Consider the following 18,835-nt stretch of genomic DNA (forward strand, 5'->3'; position numbering starts at 1 on the left):
AATGAATAATGTGGTTTATATTGGCCTAGGCAGTAACTTAGATAACCCTTTAGCGCAATTAAAAAGCGCCATTGAACAGCTATCAAATCACCCAAGCATTGCAAACTTTCAAGTCTCTAACCTTTATGGCAGTAAACCGGTTGGCCCACAGGATCAACCGGATTACACCAATGCTGTGGCTCGATTTGAAACCACACTCGATGGCATTGCGACGCTAGACCTACTGCAAAGCATTGAGCAGAATCACCGTCGCGTTCGTGAGCGCCACTGGGGGCCGCGCACCCTTGATCTAGACATCTTACTGTTTAACAATGACACCATTGCCTTACCAAGGCTGACCGTTCCACACCCATTTATGCTAGAGCGCGGGTTCGTGATCCGTCCCCTGCTTGATCTAGCGCCTGAAATGCTTCTGCACAATGGCAAAACCGTGGCAGAGCACGTTAGTCAACTTGATACCAGCGACTTGGTATTGATCAAAGAAGAATAAGCTATGTACTCAGATACTACTGCGAAAAAGCCGACGCGTCCGATTACCTTATCGAAGCTACAGAAGATGAAGCAAGACGGTGAAAAGTTCACCTGTTTGACTTGTTACGATGCCACCTTTACTCACGCTATGAATCAGGCAGGAGTCGAAACCATTTTGGTCGGTGACTCTCTAGGCATGGTCGTACAAGGTCAAGACAGTACGCTTCCAGTGTCCATTGAAGACATGTGCTACCACACTGCTGCAGTGAAACGCGGCAACAGTCACGCTTTTATTTTGGCTGACATGCCTTTTATGAGCTATAGCACCCCAAATCAAGCACTGGAAAACGCAGCAAAGCTTATGCAAGCCGGTGCTAACATGGTGAAACTGGAAGGTGGTAGCTGGCTAGCCGATACCGTTCGCCTGTTATCTGAACGAGGCATTCCTGTATGTGCCCACTTAGGCTTAACACCACAAGCGGTACACAAGCTTGGTGGCTATAAAGTACAAGGAAAGGACAAAGCAGCAGCAGACTTGATCCTAGCAGAATCGCTAGAATTGGTGGCCGCTGGTGCAGACATCTTATTATACGAGTGCATTCCAAGCGCATTAGGCAAAAGTTTAACTGAAGCCGTTTCCGTGCCGGTTATCGGTATTGGTGCAGGCTCTGAAACGGATGGGCAAGTCTTGGTGATGCACGACATGCTTGGCGTCAACATGGGTCGACCAGCAAAGTTCGTGAAAAACTTTTTGACCGAAGGACGCACGATTGAACAAGCCTTTGCTGCTTACGTTGCAGACGTGAAAAGCGGCGTTTTCCCAGCACCAGAGCATACTTTTGACGCATGAAAACATTCCATACCGTTGCTGAACTTCGCACAGCCCTAAAAAGCGAACGCCTACAAGACAAACGCATTGCCTTTGTACCGACTATGGGTAACTTACACGAAGGCCATATGGATCTTATTCGTCGCGCCCGCCTGGAAGGGGACGTTGTGGTGTCCTCGATCTTTGTGAACCCAATGCAGTTCTCCGCTAATGAAGATCTAGAGCGCTACCCACGAACACTAAAAGAAGACCAAGCCTTGCTTGAAAGCAATGGTTGTGACTTCCTCTTTGCTCCGTCTGCGTTAGAAATGTACCCGGATGGCAAACGTAGCCAGACTCAAATCGAAGTTACAGGCTTGTCTGATATCCTATGCGGCGCAACACGTCCTGGACATTTTGTTGGCGTGGCCACGGTTGTGACAAAACTCTTTAACATTGTCATGCCAGACTGTGCCATATTTGGTAACAAAGATTACCAGCAACTAAAAGTCATCGAAGACATGGTGCGCGATTTAAGCTCCAATGTTGAAATTATCGGTGTAGAAATTGCTCGAGCAGAGTCAGGTCTGGCCCTTAGCTCTCGTAACGGTTACCTAACTGAAGCCGAACGCAACACCGCAACAACAATTTATCAAACCCTTCTATGGGCTAAGCAACACATCCTAGAAGGTCACGTAAGTTACGCAGACATTTGTGAACAAGCTCAACAGAAGCTTGAAACTGTGGGGTTTAAGCGTGACTACTTTGAAATACGTGCACAACACGACTTACTAACACCATCAGAGAAAGAGAAGCGACTGGTTATCTTAGTTGCAGCCTATTTAGGCAAAGCGCGGCTGATTGACAACTTAACTGTTGAACTGCCGTAATAACTCTTAACTCAAATTAGGGAGATTGTCATGAGCTCACCAACGCAACACTCCGCTTGGCAAGCGCTGGCGCAACATCAGCAAGATATGACTTCAGTAAAGATGACTGAACTTTTCAATGCTGATTCGACACGCGCCGAGTCTTTCAAAGCATCCGCTGCAGGGTGGACACTGGATTACTCTAAAAACCGTGCCAACGCGAATACCATGAAACTACTGTTTGAACTGGTTGAACAAGCCGGCATGAAGTCTGCTATCCAAGGCATGTTCCATGGTGACCACATTAACAATACGGAAGACCGTTCCGTTTTACATGTGGCCCTACGCGCAAGCCAAGCTCAAGATTCTCTAATGGTCGATGGCGTCAATGTTCTAGAAGAAGTACGCAGTACCCTAAACCAGATGGAAAAGTTTGTCGCGCAGTTACACAGCGGCGAATGGAAAGGCTACACCGACAAAAAAATTACTGACGTTGTTTCCATCGGTATTGGTGGCTCTTACCTTGGCCCAAAAGTAGTGGCCGAAGCCCTTACGCCTTATAAGAAAGATGACATCAAGGTTCATTTTGTTGCAAACATTGATGGTTCAGACATTACAGAGAAGTTGAAGCTTCTTAATGCTGAGACCACTGTATTTATTGTTTCTTCGAAATCATTTGACACCTTAGAAACCCTTTACAACGCCAACGCCGCCCGCGCTTGGTGTATTGATCAAGGCGTGCCAGATGCAGACATCAAGAAACACTTTGCAGCAGTCAGCTCCAATGTCGAAAAAGCCGTTAAATTCGGCATGGCAGAAGAGAACATTTTCCCTATGTGGGACTGGGTTGGCGGACGCTACTCTCTATGGTCCGCTATCGGTCTTCCAATTGCCGTAGCCGTTGGTATGGACAAATTCTATGAGCTGCTAGATGGCGCTCATGCCATGGACCAACACTTCAAAACAGCCCCACTTGAAGAAAACCTTCCGGTGATCATGGGTGCACTCGGTGTGTGGTACAGCAACTTCCATAATGCACAAACCCACGCTCTGATTCCATACGACCACTATCTACGCGCGATGCCAGCACATATCCAACAACTGGATATGGAAAGTAACGGCAAAGCCAACTTGCTGGACGGTTCTGGCGTTGCTACTGATACAGGCCCAATCATTTGGGGTGGTGCAGGCACAAATGGCCAGCATGCTTATCACCAGCTTTTACACCAAGGCACACGCCTAGTACCAGTGGACTTTATTGCACCATTGAAAACCCATAACCCTGTTGCTGATCACCATGCCCAGCTGTTTGCAAACTGCTTAAGTCAATCTCAAGCACTAATGGTTGGTAAAAGCTTAGAACAAGCTGAGAAAGAATTGCGTGATGCGGGTGCAACGGAAGAGCAGGTGGCTGCGATAGCACCGCACAAAGTGATTCCAGGCAACCGTCCAAGCAACACCTTGCTAACAGAACAACTGACACCATTCACGACAGGTTCTTTGATTGCTTTGTACGAGCACCGTACTTTTGTTCAAGGCACTATCTGGGGCATTAACTCTTTCGACCAATGGGGCGTGGAGCTTGGCAAAGTACTAGGTACAGACATCTACAATCGCCTTGTAAGTGATTCTGACAACAGCCAGTTAGATGAATCCACTCAAGCACTGATCGCAGCCTTCAAAGCGGCACAATAAGCTTTCTAAACCTTAAAACCAAAAGCCCTCACAGTATGAGGGCTTTTAAATTCAAACTACATTTCATTTTAAAGATCAAAGTTAGTTGGCATTACCACTACATCACGAATAGTCATGCCACGTGGTCTGGTTAACATAAAGATCAAAATCTCTGCTATTTCATCTGCTTCTACTAAACTACCTGACGCTTTAGCTTCTGCAAGCTTTTCCTCCGGCCAATCAGATAAAAGAGAGGTGACAACTGGACCCGGCGATACTGAACCTACACGCAACCCATCTTTAAAAACTTGACGTCGAGTTGTTTGAACAAAGCAGTCAATCGCCCATTTAGATGAAGCATACACAGGCTCCCATGGCGTAGGGAAATGGGCTGCCAGCGAGCTAGTTACCAATATATCACCCGTTTTACGGGGAGCCATATGCTTAATCACATCTCGCACATTTTTCATTACCACATTGACATTTAAGTTCAACATGCGATCAATCGCATCGGGGTCTGCGTCCACTAAATCTCCACCGACATAAAGACCTGCATTCGCGTGAAAAATATCAAGTACACCGCCAGTGAGCTCTAAAATTTTTGGCACGAGTGTTTTACATGCTTCAGTGTCAAGCAAGTCAACAACCAAAGGTTTAGCCAGCTCAAACTCAGCACATACACGATCAAGCGCCTGAGCATCGCGGTCAACCAACACGACCGTCGCACCTTCACTTAACATTGCTTTCGCACTGGCCCAACCAATTCCTGATGCCGCCCCAGTAATAGCCGCGCACTTACCTTTTAATTTTCCAGACATGATCACCTCTTTATAGTTATTCGACAGAGAATTCACGTATTATCCGACTCATGAACAAGAGATCTTTATACTTTTTCTACAAAGAGTAGTGTTTTTTTGTTAACTATTTTGCGACAGCACCAATCTTCGTTGAGACTGTCGCAAAGGTAGCCAATCAACCAAAAATACAACCTTTCAACGCGCATCTCTAACAAGTCTAAAGAAACGCACATAATCATACTGACCAACTGAACTCTTATCCAAGGTCCCATCAGCAAAGCTAATAACCCAAACAAAGGTATCGGTTGAATCATAGTAAGAAGTAGGTGTCGAGCTAAACAAAACCATACTATTAACAGTGCTTTGATCATCTGATGCTTGAGTGTTCTTCAGTGGAAATACATCCTCATTCAAAGCAGGACGCGTACAACGCTCCTCGACAATACTTCGTAATTCCTTAACATTAGGTAGTCGCCAATCTGTATAACCCGCAAATCCACCGTCTGCATTTAATGAATCAATGTAGCTCAGCACTTGTGAAAAAGTCGACTGAAGCGTATCACCTGTGCGGCAATCACTGCCTGAGAAACCTTCCACACATTGTTTCCACATCAATCCAGTAGAGTGATCAACCACTACCCCATTCTCAGCGTCTACCGTAAAATTACTCGCTGGCGTAGTCGCAGTAATGGTTGACGTATTACATCCAGCCCAAGCATTCAAGCTCAGCATGCAACATAAAACTGAAAAGTATTTTTTATTCATCATCAGTTCTCACTAACATCACCCCTAGACTAGAGCCTTTTGAAAGACCATCCAATAAGCCTAACTCTTGACCGCTTGAAGCGGTATCACGCAAATATACACGCCATGCTCGACTAGAATTGCCAACCTCATAAAAAGGGGAGCTAGTCCAGTAGCTATCGACCAGGGTGTCACTTGTAAAAGGAAAAAAGTTTGTATCAATTGCAAAAGTCGTTCTTCGTGCAAAAGAATTACCGTAATAGACTAAGCTCATGAGCTCTTTTGTCGTCGGTAAGCGCCAATCGTTGAAACCGCATAACCCTTCTGCATTCACTCGCTCTCTAAAAGCTGATGTATTACAAAGGCCATCTGCACCATCATAGCCAAAACAACTATCAGGATTGCTAGTGTTTGAGTCCTCCCCTTCTGTCACACCCGAACCACTTAGATCAGGCTCGTACCAAGTAAAAGAGTCATCTGCATCGTGTAAGCTGCCGCTGAATGCACTGCCACTAGCACTATCACTGCTATCCTTCACTTCCCACATCAAACCTGTCACATGATCCAGAACGCAGTTCCAGTCTTCAGAATCGGCCGTTAAAATACTGCCATCGCTACCCACTTTGCTAAAGCTAAACCCGGCTAAGCCATCATCATCACCGCTGGCGATATCATCAACATCACGCCCAAATGAACAGTCTTGACCTTCAGGTAACAAATCACCGCCTTCACAAGCTTCTTGATGGGTGTCCGAACTCACAGCAAATTTTGAACCGGTATCATTTAGCTCTCTCATTTGAGCAAAATCAGTAACATCTATACCGTTATCCATTGGGACAAATGTTTTAATTGGACTAAAGCTACTGACCGTTGTCGCATCCAGTGAAGTTTGTGCAACAACCGCTGCATAATAAGTCACGCCATTTTCAAGGTACGCGGCAGGCGAGGTATAACTCGTTTCTTCCAAGTCATCTACCGCCAGTAATAAACTGGACAATTCTGAGCTTGCAGTTATTTCCTCTGTCGAATAATACACAGCGTAGGCGACGGCATTTGGCGTCTTATTCCAACGCAACAGGACTTGCTGATCCGCAACCACTGCCACCAATGAAGTAGGAGCCTGCAAACTTACGTCAATAGAATAGTCGACTGGCTCAGAAGAACTATCATCACCGTCGGAGTCATCCGATCCAGTCGAATCCTCTTCCGTATCAGTTTGAGTATCGTCTTCAGACGTATCTGTATCTTCCGTAGTATCAGTATCCGTATTGGTATCGTCCGTACCTGAAGAACCATCAGTACTTGTTTGCTCACCTGAAGAGTCCGTACCATCAGCCGAAGGCTCAGGCTCACCACACGCAGATAAAAGAAACAAACAAAATAGAGAAATAAGCAGTCGATTCATTAGAAAGTCCATAGAAATAGGCGATATACCATGTTGATGGAAACGGCATTTGTACGCAAATGTTTAGCCTATAAAACAAAAAAACGCCAAGAAGTTACCCTCTTGGCGTTTTTATACTAGCCGTTTAGATGACTAGATGTGTTCAACCGTTTCGATTTCATAGACCACTTCACCGGCAGGAATCTTAATCGCAACTTCGTCGCCTTCCATCTTGCCAATGATTGCTTTCGCAATCGGTGAAGCGTAAGAGATCTTTTTCGCTTTCACATCAGACTCATCATCACCCACGATTTTGTAGGTAACCGTTTCTTCGGTATCCACATTGAACAACGTCACTGTGGTACCAAAAATCACTTTACCTGTGTGTGGGATCGTCTTTACATCGATAACCTGTGAGTCAGAAAGCTTGCCTTCGATCTCAGAGATACGACCTTCACAAAAGCCCTGCTCTTCACGAGCCGCGTGGTATTCCGCGTTCTCTTTCAGGTCACCGTGCTCACGTGCTTCCGCAATGTCTGCGATCACACGTGGACGAACAACTGTTTTCAAGTGGTTCAGCTCTTCACGTAAACGTGTTTCGCCTTCCACTGTCATCGGTACTTTTTTCATTATTTCCCCGAATGCAAATCTTGTAGTCTTCTGACTGTGATTTCTTCATTCTTACGGCTGATGGCTAGGCTCGTTGCTTCCGCGCCCGCTAGGGTCGTGGTGTAACAAACTTTGCCTTGAAGCGCTGTACGACGAATCACAGAAGAGTCTGCAATCGCTTGCGTGCCCGATGTCGTGTTGATGATGTAAGCGATTTCGCCGTTTTTCAGCATATCAACGATATGTGGACGACCTTCGTTTACTTTGTTTACTTTCTTCACTTCAACGCCACTGTCAGCAAGGAACTTCGCTGTACCACCTGTAGCCACTAGATCAAAACCTAGTCCAGCCAAACGCTTCGCTACTTCAACCGCTCCTGGTTTGTCTTGGTCACGTACAGAGATGAAAGCACGGCCTGATGTTGGCAATACAGTACCACCACCTAGCACAGCCTTACCAAAGGCTTCGGCAAAACTATCGCCAACACCCATTACTTCACCCGTAGATTTCATCTCAGGGCCAAGAATTGGGTCAACACCTTGGAATTTGTTGAATGGGAAGACTGCTTCTTTCACACTGTAGTAATCAGGAATCACTTCCTCAGTAAAGCCAAGTTCAGCCAATGTCTTACCAGCCATCACTAGCGCAGCAAGCTGCGCTAAAGAACGACCGATACACTTAGACACGAACGGTACCGTACGCGATGCACGAGGGTTAACCTCGATTACGTAAATTTCACCGTCTTGAACTGCTAACTGAGTGTTCATCAGACCGATTACACCAAGCTCAAGTGCCATACATTTGATCATTTCACGGATTTCGTCTTGGATATCCGCTGGCAATGAGTATGGAGGCAAAGAACATGCAGAGTCACCAGAGTGAACACCCGCTTGCTCGATATGCTGCATGATACCACCGATTACTACCTGCTCACCATCAGAGATACAGTCGATGTCGATCTCGATTGCTGAGTTTAGGAAGTGGTCTAGTAGTACTGGGCTGTCGTTTGACACTTTTACCGCAGACGTCATGTAGCGAGTCAATTCTTTCTCGTTGTAAACGATCTCCATCGCACGACCACCAAGTACGTATGAAGGACGTACAACCAGTGGGTAGCCGATTTCAGCCGCTTTCACGATCGCTTGCTCAGTTGAACGAACAGTCGCGTTCTTAGGCTGCTTGTAGCCTAGGCGCTGAATCATGCTTTGGAAACGTTCGCGGTCTTCGGCACGGTCGATCGCTTCTGGCGTGGTACCAATGATTGGCACACCTTCGTTTTGCAGTGCACGAGCAATCTTAAGCGGTGTTTGACCACCGAACTGTACGATAACGCCTGTTGGTTTTTCAGTACGAACGATCTCTAGAACGTCTTCAAGCGTTACAGGCTCGAAGTACAGACGATCAGAGGTATCGTAGTCAGTCGAAACGGTTTCAGGGTTACAGTTAACCATGATGGTTTCGAAACCGTCTTCACGTAGACCTAGGGCCGCGTGTACACAGCAGTAGTCAAACTCGATACCTTGACCGATACGGTTCGGACCACCACCTAGGATGATGACTTTTTCTTTATCGCTTGGCGCTGCTTCACACTCGTCTTCGTACGTTGAGTACATGTACGCAGTGTTCGATGCGAATTCTGCCGCACAAGTATCTACACGCTTGTACACTGGGTGTACATTGACTAGGTAACGACGCTCACGAAGAGACTTCTCAGTAACGCTTAGTAGAGACGCAAGACGTGCATCAGAGAAACCTTTACGTTTCAGGCGACGCATGTAGTCGTAATCAAGATCCGAAAGACCTGCGTTTTCAAGCGCTTGCTCTTCTTTGATTAGGTCTTCGATTTGTACAAGGAACCATGGATCAACACCCGTTACTTCGTACACTTCGTCAACGCTCATACCTGATCGGAACGCATCACCGATGTACCAAATACGGTCTGCACCTGGTGCTTTCAATTCGCGCTGCAATTTCTCTTTGCTGCTTTCATCAGCAAGATCAAGTTGTGGGTTGAAACCATCAGAACCAGTTTCCAGACCACGCAATGCTTTTTGCATAGATTCTTGGAACGTACGACCGATTGCCATCACCTCACCAACCGACTTCATCTGAGTCGTCAGACGGTCGTTTGCAGTTGGGAATTTTTCGAATGTGAAACGAGGAATCTTCGTTACAACGTAGTCGATTGATGGCTCGAAGCTCGCTGGCGTTAGACCACCAGTGATGTCGTTTTGTAGCTCATCAAGGGTGTAACCGATCGCCAATTTCGCAGCAATCTTAGCGATTGGGAAGCCTGTTGCTTTAGATGCTAGGGCAGAAGAACGAGATACACGAGGGTTCATCTCGATCACGACTAGACGACCAGTCTTAGGATCCATACCGAACTGTACGTTCGAACCACCTGTTTCAACACCGATCTCACGCAATACCGCCAAAGAAGCGTTACGCATGATTTGGTATTCTTTGTCAGTCAGAGTCTGAGCCGGTGCAACCGTGATCGAGTCACCTGTGTGAACACCCATGGCATCGAAGTTTTCGATCGCACAAACGATGATACAGTTATCGTTTTTGTCACGAACTACTTCCATCTCGTACTCTTTCCAACCGATTAGAGATTCGTCGATTAGAAGCTCGTTAGTTGGAGAAAGATCAAGACCACGTGTACAGATCTCTTCGAACTCTTCCATGTTGTAAGCGATACCACCACCGGTACCACCCATTGTGAAAGATGGACGAATAATACATGGGAAGCCTACTTCGTTCAGTACACCAAGTGCTTCATCCATGTTGTGCGCGATACCCGCACGTGGACATTCTAGGCCGATTGCCTTCATCGCTTCGTCGAAACGGTGACGGTCTTCCGCTTTATCGATTGCGTCTGCTGTCGCACCGATCATTTCAACATTGTATTTTTCTAGTACACCGTGACGCTCAAGATCCAGGGCACAGTTCAACGCTGTTTGACCACCCATAGTAGGAAGAACGGCATCTGGACGCTCTTTCTCGATGATCTTTTCAACCGTTTGCCACTCGATCGGCTCGATGTAGGTCGCATCCGCCATAACAGGGTCTGTCATGATGGTTGCAGGGTTCGAGTTCACAAGGATTACTCGGAAGCCTTCTTCACGAAGGGCTTTACAGGCTTGCGCACCTGAGTAGTCAAATTCACAGGCCTGACCGATGACAATCGGGCCAGCACCTAAGATTAAGACGCTTTTTATGTCAGTACGTTTTGGCATAGTCTTCTCGTTCTCGCTTAGGCTTTCGTTGCTTTGATGTTTTCAATGAACTGATCGAATAGCGGCGCCACATCGTGTGGACCTGGGCTTGCTTCAGGGTGACCCTGGAAGCTAAACGCTTTCTTATCAGTACGCGCAATACCTTGTAGAGAACCGTCAAACAATGATTTGTGAGTCGCTTCAAGATTTGCAGGCAACGTTGCTTCATCTACGGCGAAACCGTGGTTCTGGCTGGTAATCATGACACGGCCAGATTGGATGTCTTGCACAGGGTGGTTTGCACCGTGGTGACCAAACTTCATCTTCACCGTTTGCGCACCGCTCGCTAGAGCAAGCAACTGGTGTCCTAGACAGATACCGAAAACGGGAATTTCAGTTTCTAGGATTTCTTTGATCGCAGTGATCGCGTAATCACATGGCTCTGGGTCACCAGGACCATTCGATAGGAAAACACCATCTGGGTTAAGAGCTAGCACATCGCTTGCTGGTGTTTTCGCAGGTACAACTGTCAAGCGGCAACCTCGCTCAACAAGCATACGCAAGATGTTGGTTTTCACGCCGAAGTCGTACGCCACTACGTGGAATGGGAATTCAGTTGGCGTTGTGTGACCGTTTACAAGATCCCAAGTAGACTCCGTCCACTCATAAGATTTTTCAGTCGTCACTTCTTTTGCTAGATCCATGCCTTTCAAACCAGGGAAAGCTTTCGCTTGTGCAACGGCTTCCTCTTCGTTGATGTTATCGCCAGCCATAATACAGCCAGCTTGTGCGCCTTTTTCACGTAGGATACGAGTTAGTTTACGCGTATCAATATCGGCGATACCTACAACACCCTTGCGCTTAAGATAAGCGTCAAGAGATTCTTGTTTACGCCAGCTGCTTGCTAGCAAAGGTAAGTCGCGGATAATCAAGCCCGAACACCAAACTTGGTTAGATTCTTCATCTTCGGCGTTAACGCCAGTGTTACCAATGTGAGGGTAGGTCAAAGTGACCATTTGTCGAGCGTAGGAAGGGTCGGTAAGAATTTCTTGATAACCGGTCATAGAGGTGTTAAATACAACCTCTGCGGTTGAGGAGCCATCTGCCCCGATCGACACTCCTCTGAATATTGTGCCGTCTTCCAGAGCAAGAATCGCTGATGTTGCCAAAGGAACCTCCCGTTAGAGCCTATTTTAGGTTGCAAAAAAGCGAGGTAAACTCGTGGTCCACCTCGCTTTCTTAAAATCATGCTGATGTCGTAGCAAAACTACTGCTATGTTATGAGCCGCTACGGCTAAATAAATCTGGCCAATTTTACTCTTATATGACGATAGCGTCCATATAAAAGACCCGATTAAACTGTAAACTTTAACGTTTTTTCGGCACTTTTAACTGACCATTTAGACAAGATTAAGATAATTAGCAAAGCAGCCCTTGAGCGACCCCTTGGGTTTTCTCAATCCCCTGAAGGTTCGCCAAAACAGCCAATGAGAATGCCATCGCCATCGCTGGCCCTTGTCCCGTGATAATATTATCGTCCATCACGACAGGCTGATCCGCAATGTACTCAGCTCCCTTCAAACCTTCCTCAAAGCCTGGGTAACAAGTCGCCTGTTTATCCATAACAAAACCATGAGTACCAAATACGACCGCTGGCGCAGCACAGATAGCAGCGAGCAATGCATCTTGAATATCATGTTTTTCCAGCATATCAATCAGCAGTTTACAGTCACGCAGATGTTCAGCACCTGGCATACCACCTGGCAGCACAATAGCATCATACATATGTTCCGACACATCGGTTAACAGCACGTCCGCTACGATATTCGTACCATTCGCCGCCTGAATTTGCTTTTCTTCATGGACACTTGCCACGGTTACTTCTGCACCACCACGACGTAGCACATCAATGATGGTGATTGCTTCGATATCTTCACTGCCATTGGCAATTGGAACTAATACAGTCGTCATGGATTCTCTCACTTATTTCAATTTGCATGTCATGAGGACAGCATGTTCGCTGCCGCCCTCACCTAAAGGATAATAATTTTTGCGGATGCCCACTTGCTCAAACCCAAGTAGCAAATAAAGCTTTATCGCACCAAGATTGGATTCTCGCACTTCTAACAGCGCTTCTTCACAGTCCTGCTGCTTCGCCCAATCCAACCATTGTTCTAATAAGGCTCGCCCTAACCCCTGTCGACGTCGATGAACATCCGTTACCACCATTTCAAGCTCTGTTTGCTCAAACATCATCGATGCCGTGAGCCAACCCACTATCTGTCTAGATTCTCTACATTCTAGAAGCCAATTATGGCGACTGTGTAACGCCTCTTCGATCAAAGAAAGTCGCCATGGGTGAGGATCAGAAGAGTTTACTAAATCATAGATAGCTGAACTGTCCGCCTCGGTAGCCGCACGTAAAACAGGCACTGAATGCTGATCTTGAATCATGATGAAAAACTCGACTGCATCACACCCCACGCTTCCTTACGAAGCTCAGGTATGCGTAACATTTGCGGTAAACTATGAACATTTGCGGTCGAGATATGACGCAACGGATGCTGTTCATTAAGTTCGTTAAGGTAAGCACGACTTTGCTCCCCTGCGACAATCAACTTAGCAGGCAACGCCGCATCAAGCTGATTTGCAATAAACTGTTCAAAACCACCCACAGCCCAGTCCACCCGTGCCATCAAATGGCGATTAGTCAGCCTCCCTGGCCATTGAAAGTGAGCCGATTGCCAAGCAGAGATATCTTGTTTAAGTAGCGCTTTGGCAAGACTCAGAGACAGTTTATCTAATGGCTCTTGATCGGCAAATGAACGGGGCAAATCAGTGATGATCAGAAGCTGCTCAGCCAACCAATAGGCACACAAATGCACCGGCATGGGCAAGCGCGCACCAGTGATGTCACCCTCTGCGACAGGTGCTTGGATAGGAGCAAGCTCTTCCTCAATCGGCTGCAGATCTTCAACGATGACTTCTGGGCCAGCATCAAGTTGTCGACGCAAATTCGCAACCGATGCATCTTTTTGTTTCTCATCCACTGGAATAACAGGGGCAGAAGGCTGGTGGGGCGTGAATGTTTCGTCTTCCATGTCCAATTCAGGAACTGGCATCGAAGGTGAACTGACCGCCACATTTTCAGGCATTTGCCATGGGTTTGGAGCCAGCCAAATCGCACCATTAACAGGTTCATCCTGTTGAAACCAACTCACCACACCTAGATCCGCTAAACAGCGTGTTTGAAATGCATGATATTGAGAAAGTTCGCGTGACACGAGCGGCCCCTTAAGGAGAAAGTGAATACAGGCAATTATACGCACTCAGCTACCTAAGCGCCAAACAATCCCCAAACAAGTTTTTTGACCAAAGTGTCAAGATAGCGTGGAGCGTTATGCAACAGATGCGTATAATTCTTGCATCCGATTTTTCACCCCAATCAATCTATAGGTCCACTATGAAAAAGCCAATCCTAAGCGCAGCCTGCGCCATGCTGCTTAGCCTTGCTATGCCATCTCAGGCAGACACTCTACCCGACCTGAAAGGCCGTACTATCGTAGCCGTTACAGAAAACGCCTACACTCCATTAAACTTTGTAGACCCAGAAACCGGTGAAGGCATCGGCTGGGAATACGATGCCTTCAATGAAGTGGCAAAACGTCTAAACGCTAAAGTCGATTGGCAACTCAGCAGCTGGGACACCATGATCCAAGCTGTCAAAGAGGGCCAGTACGACGTAGGCATGGATGGCATTACGATCAACGAAGAACGCGCCGCTCAAATTGATTTCTCAGAACCTTACATGGTGTCCGAGCAATTTATGCTCGTGCGCGCTGACGAAGATCGTTTTACCAATGCCAAAGAGTTTGCAGCGGATGATGACCTATACTTTGGCGCACAGCCTGGCACAACTAACTTCTACGTTGCGGTTTATGATGTTCTAGATGGCAACGAAGCCAACCCACGTATTAGCCTGTTTGAAACCTTTGGTGCATCGGTTCAAGCCCTTAAGACAGGTGACGTTGACTCAGTATTGATGGACAGCACATCCGCTCGCGGCTACATGGGTGCAAACCCTGGTGCCTTTAAAGTGGTCGGTGATGCCCTAGGTTCCGAAGCGTTTGGCTTTATCTTCACGCCAGGCTCAGACTTGGTGGAACCTGTAAATGCCGCGTTGAAGGCTATGAAAGCAGATGGCACTCTGGACGCGCTCAATCAAAAATGGTTTTTTGACTACAACCAGTAACCTCCCACATGGCATTTAAATCCTCTATGCAAAAATTACCATGGTGGCTTGTTGCCACCGTGGTGCTCGCTGCGCTGTTAGCTTGGAACATCATTGCGGATCAGAGCTATCAAAAGATAGCCAATACCCTCGGGCAAGGCCTACTGACCACTGTTGGCGTGACCCTTATGGCATTTGTGCTGGCCTCGATCATTGGTCTTCTCATCGCTTTGGCAGGCTTTTCTAAATGGCGTGTAGTAAGAGAGTTCTCGCGATTTTATATCGAGATTCTTCGCGGCATTCCCGTTTTAGTGCTTTTGTTTTACATCGCATTCGTAGGTGCTCCAGAGCTGGTCAAAATTTATAACTGGATGCTGCAATGGCCCATTGAACAAGGTTGGCTAGACAAAGCTCGTACACGAGATTTCACGCTACTCTGGCGCGCTATTTTTGCCCTATCCATTAGCTACAGTGCTTTTATCGCAGAAGTGTTCCGTGCGGGCATTCAAGAAGTCAGTAAAGGGCAGATTGAAGCGGCTCAAGCGCTGGGGTTAAATGGCTGGCAACGCTTTCGATTGATCATTTGGCCGCAAGCGTTACGTAAAATCCTACCGCCACTGGGTAACGACTTTGTTGCGCTTATCAAAGACTCCTCTCTGGTTTCCGTACTCGGAGTGCAAGACATCACTCAGCTTGGCAAAGTGTACAGCTCCTCAACGTTTCAGTTCTTTGAAACCTACAACGTCGTAGCGTTTATGTATTTGATTTTAACCCTCAGCTTATCCTTGATGATTCGTGGGCTAGAACAATATTTAAGAAGACACGAGCACAAGCGGTAGTGAGCAACACCCTCTTACTCTTAGGTGAGAGGATGTTTGCCGATATCGTTAGAAGTGCTGCCAGCCAGACACATCCCCATCATAGCCTTCAATCTCATAGCCAGATTCTGTGATTTCGCCAATGCGTGTACAGGGTAGATGCAATGTTTGTAGGATCAACTGAATGTCTTCTCGAGCCGATTTCGGGGCCGTGAAACACAGCTCATAATCATCACCACCCGTTAGCGCCATGATGCGTGCACCGTCTGGCTGCCAATTCATTAATGGCTCAGAAACAGGCAAAGCATTGAAATCTATTCTCGCCCCCACCCCAGAAGCACGAGTAATGTGCTGCAAGTCCTGACCAATACCATCAGAAATGTCCATCATGCTATGGACGATACGTTTCAAAGCCATACCCGCAATCAAGCGTGGATTGGGACGCCAGAAGCGCTCATAGAAGTAATCAAAGCGCTCAGTGTTGACATGCAGTTCGCCGGTCACGATCGGCACAGCGGCTGCCGCATCACCTAACGTTCCAGTGACATAAATATCATCACCTACTTGAGCTTGGCTTCTTTTGGGTGTCAGCTCTTGCTCAACGTAACCATGCACTTGCAAGGTAATGGTTAACGGGCCTTTAGTCGTGTCACCACCAACCAATAATAGGCCGATAGGCTCCGCCAGTTCCGCCATGCCCTCGGCAAAGCCTGCCAGCCATTGAGGATCGGATTCAGGTAAGGTCAAACCGAGAGTAAAGAATGCAGGTTTTGCGCCCATCGCCGCCAAGTCACTGACACAGGTCGCCACCGCTCGATAACCAATATCAACAGGGTCTGCATCAAACGGGAAGTGTCGCCCTTCTACCAAAGTATCCATGGAGAACACTAGACTCTGACCTTCCGGCACCATGACTTGGGCACAGTCATCGCCAATACCTAGCAGGATATCTGAACGACCTTCGGTCTTGGCCATGATCGACGATTGGAATATAGAACGGATTAACTCAAACTCTTGCATCACTTTTCCTAGACTAGATAAAAGAAAAGCCATCGTTTGATGGCTTTTCTAAATCGGTATGTCGATTACTTAGCGTTACGGCGAGCGGCGATTTCTTCGCGACGCGCACGCTGTGCCAGTTTGTCTAAGATACCGTTCACATACTTGTGACTTTCGCTCGCACCGAACGATTTTGCTAGCTCAACACCTTCGTTGATCGCCACTTTATATGGTACGTCTAGACGTTCTACCAATTCGAAAGTACCGATACGCAGTGTTGCTAATTCGATCGCGTCCAATTCCGCTAGCGGACGGTCTAGGAATACTTCGAATTGCTCATCTAGCGCTTTTGACTTCGACGCAACACCGTAAACCAATTCACGGAAGTAGGTCTTATCACAGCTGCTCATGTCGTGGTCAACCGCGAACTGAGCTTCAATTTCATTTACCGATGAGTGGTTCATTTGCCACTGGTAAAGTGCTTGCAATGCAAACGAGCGCGATGCGCTACGTAGTTGTGAGCGTGAAGGTTTCTTTGGCTTTTTCGCCTTATCTTGATCGCTCATTATTTGCCTTCCAACTCACGCAATACCGCAACAGTTTCTAGTGCAGACAAGGCAGCTTCGCCACCTTTGTTGCCTGCTTTGGTACCCGCACGCTCAATCGCTTGTTCGATGGTATCCACTGTCAACACACCGAATGAAACCGGTACACCAAATTGCAGCGCTAGTTGACCTAGACCTTTAACACATTCGCCAGCAACGTATTCAAAGTGAGGCGTACCACCACGAATCACCGCGCCTAAGGCAACGATAGCATCGTATTGGTTCTGCTCAGCTACTTTTTTAACCACAACTGGAATCTCAAATGCACCTGGTGCATAGATCACAGTGATGTCTTCTTTTTTGATACCGTGGCGAACTAGGGTATCGATGGCGCCTTCTTTTAAACTTTCTACGATGTAGCTGTTAAAACGGCCAACGACAAGCGCGAATTTTGCGCCTGGTGCTGCGAAATGACCTTCGTAAGTCTTAATATCGCTCATATTTGCCTCTAAACTTTAAACTTGATCGGCACGTATTGGCGTGCCCTTGTATGGAATAAATTCCACGGCTTCTAAGTCAAATCCTGTGACGGAGAATTTTCTTGGTGAGCTTAATAGGCGCATTTTACTAACGCCTAGGTCACGCAAGATTTGAGACCCCGTGCCAACGGTCAAGTAAGTACCTGAACCGCTTTTATCCGAACCCTTACCCGCAGGTGGGTTAATCGTCGCCGCAAAAATCTCAGCAAGGTCTGTTGGGCGATCTAGCGTATCCACCAACACCACCACACCGGAGCCTTCTTTGGCAATGTATTCTAATGCCCCTGACATCGACCATTTCGGTTCACCGTCCGCACTAATGATCCCCGCCACATCACGGGCAGGATCTCGAACATGAACACGAACTAATGTCGGAGTTTCAGGAGAAATGTCACCTTTCACAAAAGCCATGTGGCTTAGGCCGTGAACCGTGTCACGGTAAGTGATCAGATTAAATTCGCCCACTTCAGTTTGGACCGTTTGCTCCGCTTCACGCTTCACAGTGGCTTCGTTCAATGTGCGATAATGAATCAGGTCGGCGATTGTACCAATTTTTATGCCATGTTTCTCGGCAAACTTTTCTAAATCTGGTCGACGCGCCATAGTTCCGTCGTCATTAATGATTTCGACGATCACAGAGGCGGCTTCATAGCCTGCCATACGCGCCAAATCACAACCCGCTTCAGTATGCCCCGCGCGCGATAACACACCGCCTGGGCGCGCCATCAATGGAAATACATGACCCGGTTGGACAATGTCCGAAGGCTGAGCATTAGCCGCCACAGCACGTTTAACCGTCAACGCACGGTCGGCAGCAGAAATCCCCGTTGTCACCCCTTCTGCCGCTTCGATAGACAACGTAAAGTTAGTACTAAACTGCGCACCATTTTGCGTCACCATCAAAGGCAAATTCAGTTGTTCACAACGCTCTGGCATCAATGTTAAACAAATCAAACCACGGGCATGAACTGCCATGAAGTTAATAATTTCTGGTGTAATGCACTCTGCTGGAACAATCAGATCGCCTTCGTTTTCGCGATCTTCATCGTCCATCAGGATGACCATTTTACCTTGACGCATATCCGCCAAGATTTCTTCAATGGTATTAATTGCCATGGTACTTCACCTT

Annotated in this window: 19 protein-coding genes; 6 read left to right on the plus strand and 13 right to left on the minus strand. The window is 47.2% G+C overall.

Annotated elements, in window-relative coordinates; all coding sequences use genetic code 11:
- Nucleotide 1 precedes the first annotated feature (1 nt).
- From folK to pgi, 4 genes are read left to right on the plus strand one after another with little or no spacing between them, the layout of a single operon-like run.
- The gene (gene folK, locus JHD44_RS09480; protein ID WP_199462517.1) at nucleotides 2-490 is read left to right on the plus strand and encodes a 2-amino-4-hydroxy-6-hydroxymethyldihydropteridine diphosphokinase; all 489 of its coding nucleotides are present in this window, start codon (nucleotides 2-4) and stop codon (nucleotides 488-490) included.
- Nucleotides 491-493: 3 nt separating this feature from the next.
- Nucleotides 494-1,321: a 3-methyl-2-oxobutanoate hydroxymethyltransferase gene (gene panB, locus JHD44_RS09485; RefSeq protein WP_199462518.1), complete on the plus strand. Its 828-nt coding sequence runs from the start codon at nucleotides 494-496 to the stop codon at nucleotides 1,319-1,321.
- On the plus strand, nucleotides 1,318-2,169 hold the full coding sequence (panC, locus tag JHD44_RS09490; protein ID WP_199462519.1) for a pantoate--beta-alanine ligase: 852 nt from the start codon (nucleotides 1,318-1,320) through the stop codon (nucleotides 2,167-2,169). The genes panB and panC overlap by 4 nt, the downstream gene beginning before the upstream one ends.
- Nucleotides 2,170-2,199: 30 nt before the next feature.
- Nucleotides 2,200-3,843 carry a glucose-6-phosphate isomerase gene (gene pgi / locus JHD44_RS09495; protein ID WP_199462520.1) on the plus strand — a complete coding sequence of 548 codons (1,644 nt, stop codon included), beginning with the start codon at nucleotides 2,200-2,202 and terminating at the stop codon, nucleotides 3,841-3,843.
- 68 nt (nucleotides 3,844-3,911) lie between these two features.
- On the opposite strand, the gene JHD44_RS09500 is transcribed toward pgi, so the two are convergent.
- The 9 genes from JHD44_RS09500 to JHD44_RS09540 all read right to left on the minus strand — a co-directional run bounded on the left by JHD44_RS09500 (nucleotide 3,912) and on the right by JHD44_RS09540 (nucleotide 13,858).
- Nucleotides 3,912-4,640, minus strand: a complete 729-nt coding sequence (locus tag JHD44_RS09500; protein WP_199462521.1) for an SDR family oxidoreductase — start codon at nucleotides 4,638-4,640, stop codon at nucleotides 3,912-3,914.
- 174 nt (nucleotides 4,641-4,814) lie between these two features.
- Nucleotides 4,815-5,387 carry a DUF1566 domain-containing protein gene (locus JHD44_RS09505; protein WP_199462522.1) on the minus strand — a complete coding sequence of 191 codons (573 nt, stop codon included), beginning with the start codon at nucleotides 5,385-5,387 and terminating at the stop codon, nucleotides 4,815-4,817.
- On the minus strand, nucleotides 5,377-6,768 hold the full coding sequence (locus tag JHD44_RS09510; protein ID WP_199462523.1) for a DUF1566 domain-containing protein: 1,392 nt from the start codon (nucleotides 6,766-6,768) through the stop codon (nucleotides 5,377-5,379). Before JHD44_RS09510 ends, JHD44_RS09505 begins: the two co-directional genes overlap by 11 nt.
- A gap of 132 nt (nucleotides 6,769-6,900) precedes the next feature.
- Nucleotides 6,901-7,377 carry a transcription elongation factor GreA gene (gene greA / locus JHD44_RS09515; protein WP_133564367.1) on the minus strand — a complete coding sequence of 159 codons (477 nt, stop codon included), beginning with the start codon at nucleotides 7,375-7,377 and terminating at the stop codon, nucleotides 6,901-6,903.
- Entirely contained in the window at nucleotides 7,377-10,595 is a 3,219-nt protein-coding gene (gene carB, locus JHD44_RS09520; RefSeq protein WP_199462524.1) for a carbamoyl-phosphate synthase large subunit, read from the minus strand. The genes greA and carB overlap by 1 nt, the downstream gene beginning before the upstream one ends.
- Before the next feature lie 17 nt (nucleotides 10,596-10,612).
- Entirely contained in the window at nucleotides 10,613-11,743 is a 1,131-nt protein-coding gene (carA, locus tag JHD44_RS09525) for a glutamine-hydrolyzing carbamoyl-phosphate synthase small subunit (protein ID WP_199462525.1), read from the minus strand.
- A 250-nt stretch (nucleotides 11,744-11,993) separates the two neighbouring features.
- Complete coding sequence (locus JHD44_RS09530; RefSeq protein WP_199462526.1) at nucleotides 11,994-12,545, minus strand: DJ-1 family glyoxalase III; 552 nt, start codon at nucleotides 12,543-12,545, stop codon at nucleotides 11,994-11,996.
- 12 nt (nucleotides 12,546-12,557) lie between these two features.
- Entirely contained in the window at nucleotides 12,558-13,028 is a 471-nt protein-coding gene (gene rimI, locus JHD44_RS09535) for a ribosomal protein S18-alanine N-acetyltransferase (RefSeq protein WP_199462527.1), read from the minus strand.
- A complete protein-coding gene (locus tag JHD44_RS09540; protein ID WP_199462528.1) occupies nucleotides 13,025-13,858 on the minus strand; it encodes a hypothetical protein in 834 nt (277 codons plus the stop codon). The genes rimI and JHD44_RS09540 overlap by 4 nt, the downstream gene beginning before the upstream one ends.
- Nucleotides 13,859-14,037: 179 nt before the next feature.
- Here JHD44_RS09540 and JHD44_RS09545 point away from each other — a divergent pair, with 179 nt between their 5' ends.
- Nucleotides 14,038-14,826, plus strand: a complete 789-nt coding sequence (locus JHD44_RS09545; RefSeq protein WP_199462529.1) for a transporter substrate-binding domain-containing protein — start codon at nucleotides 14,038-14,040, stop codon at nucleotides 14,824-14,826.
- A gap of 8 nt (nucleotides 14,827-14,834) precedes the next feature.
- Nucleotides 14,835-15,644, plus strand: a complete 810-nt coding sequence (locus JHD44_RS09550) for an amino acid ABC transporter permease (protein ID WP_199462530.1) — start codon at nucleotides 14,835-14,837, stop codon at nucleotides 15,642-15,644.
- A 48-nt stretch (nucleotides 15,645-15,692) separates the two neighbouring features.
- Here JHD44_RS09550 and thiL read toward each other — a convergent pair whose 3' ends face one another.
- The 4 genes from thiL to ribBA form a co-directional block, all read right to left on the minus strand.
- Nucleotides 15,693-16,643 carry a thiamine-phosphate kinase gene (gene thiL / locus JHD44_RS09555; protein ID WP_199462531.1) on the minus strand — a complete coding sequence of 317 codons (951 nt, stop codon included), beginning with the start codon at nucleotides 16,641-16,643 and terminating at the stop codon, nucleotides 15,693-15,695.
- A gap of 65 nt (nucleotides 16,644-16,708) precedes the next feature.
- Entirely contained in the window at nucleotides 16,709-17,188 is a 480-nt protein-coding gene (gene nusB, locus JHD44_RS09560; protein WP_199462532.1) for a transcription antitermination factor NusB, read from the minus strand.
- Nucleotides 17,188-17,667: a 6,7-dimethyl-8-ribityllumazine synthase gene (gene ribE / locus JHD44_RS09565; protein WP_133564389.1), complete on the minus strand. Its 480-nt coding sequence runs from the start codon at nucleotides 17,665-17,667 to the stop codon at nucleotides 17,188-17,190. The genes nusB and ribE overlap by 1 nt, the downstream gene beginning before the upstream one ends.
- Nucleotides 17,668-17,682: 15 nt before the next feature.
- Nucleotides 17,683-18,822 (minus strand): bifunctional 3,4-dihydroxy-2-butanone-4-phosphate synthase/GTP cyclohydrolase II, encoded by a 1,140-nt coding sequence (gene ribBA, locus JHD44_RS09570; protein ID WP_199462533.1) that lies wholly within the window; start codon nucleotides 18,820-18,822, stop codon nucleotides 17,683-17,685.
- Between the last annotated feature and the right edge of the window lie 13 nt (nucleotides 18,823-18,835).

The sequence above is a fragment of the Marinomonas ostreistagni genome (assembly GCF_016461785.1).
Classification (GTDB): Bacteria; Pseudomonadota; Gammaproteobacteria; order Pseudomonadales; family Marinomonadaceae; genus Marinomonas; species Marinomonas ostreistagni_A.

Coding starts and splice junctions, on each gene's coding strand:
- thiL (WP_199462531.1), bottom strand. CDS start 16,643: ATGCAAGAGTTTGAGTTAATCCGTTCTATATTCCAATCGTCGATCATG.
- panC (WP_199462519.1), top strand. CDS start 1,318: ATGAAAACATTCCATACCGTTGCTGAACTTCGCACAGCCCTAAAAAGC.
- nusB (WP_199462532.1), bottom strand. CDS start 17,188: ATGAGCGATCAAGATAAGGCGAAAAAGCCAAAGAAACCTTCACGCTCA.
- carB (WP_199462524.1), bottom strand. CDS start 10,595: ATGCCAAAACGTACTGACATAAAAAGCGTCTTAATCTTAGGTGCTGGC.
- ribBA (WP_199462533.1), bottom strand. CDS start 18,822: ATGGCAATTAATACCATTGAAGAAATCTTGGCGGATATGCGTCAAGGT.
- ribE (WP_133564389.1), bottom strand. CDS start 17,667: ATGAGCGATATTAAGACTTACGAAGGTCATTTCGCAGCACCAGGCGCA.
- panB (WP_199462518.1), top strand. CDS start 494: ATGTACTCAGATACTACTGCGAAAAAGCCGACGCGTCCGATTACCTTA.
- JHD44_RS09545 (WP_199462529.1), top strand. CDS start 14,038: ATGAAAAAGCCAATCCTAAGCGCAGCCTGCGCCATGCTGCTTAGCCTT.
- folK (WP_199462517.1), top strand. CDS start 2: ATGAATAATGTGGTTTATATTGGCCTAGGCAGTAACTTAGATAACCCT.
- pgi (WP_199462520.1), top strand. CDS start 2,200: ATGAGCTCACCAACGCAACACTCCGCTTGGCAAGCGCTGGCGCAACAT.
- JHD44_RS09550 (WP_199462530.1), top strand. CDS start 14,835: ATGGCATTTAAATCCTCTATGCAAAAATTACCATGGTGGCTTGTTGCC.
- JHD44_RS09530 (WP_199462526.1), bottom strand. CDS start 12,545: ATGACGACTGTATTAGTTCCAATTGCCAATGGCAGTGAAGATATCGAA.
- rimI (WP_199462527.1), bottom strand. CDS start 13,028: ATGATTCAAGATCAGCATTCAGTGCCTGTTTTACGTGCGGCTACCGAG.
- JHD44_RS09505 (WP_199462522.1), bottom strand. CDS start 5,387: ATGATGAATAAAAAATACTTTTCAGTTTTATGTTGCATGCTGAGCTTG.
- JHD44_RS09510 (WP_199462523.1), bottom strand. CDS start 6,768: ATGAATCGACTGCTTATTTCTCTATTTTGTTTGTTTCTTTTATCTGCG.
- greA (WP_133564367.1), bottom strand. CDS start 7,377: ATGAAAAAAGTACCGATGACAGTGGAAGGCGAAACACGTTTACGTGAA.
- JHD44_RS09500 (WP_199462521.1), bottom strand. CDS start 4,640: ATGTCTGGAAAATTAAAAGGTAAGTGCGCGGCTATTACTGGGGCGGCA.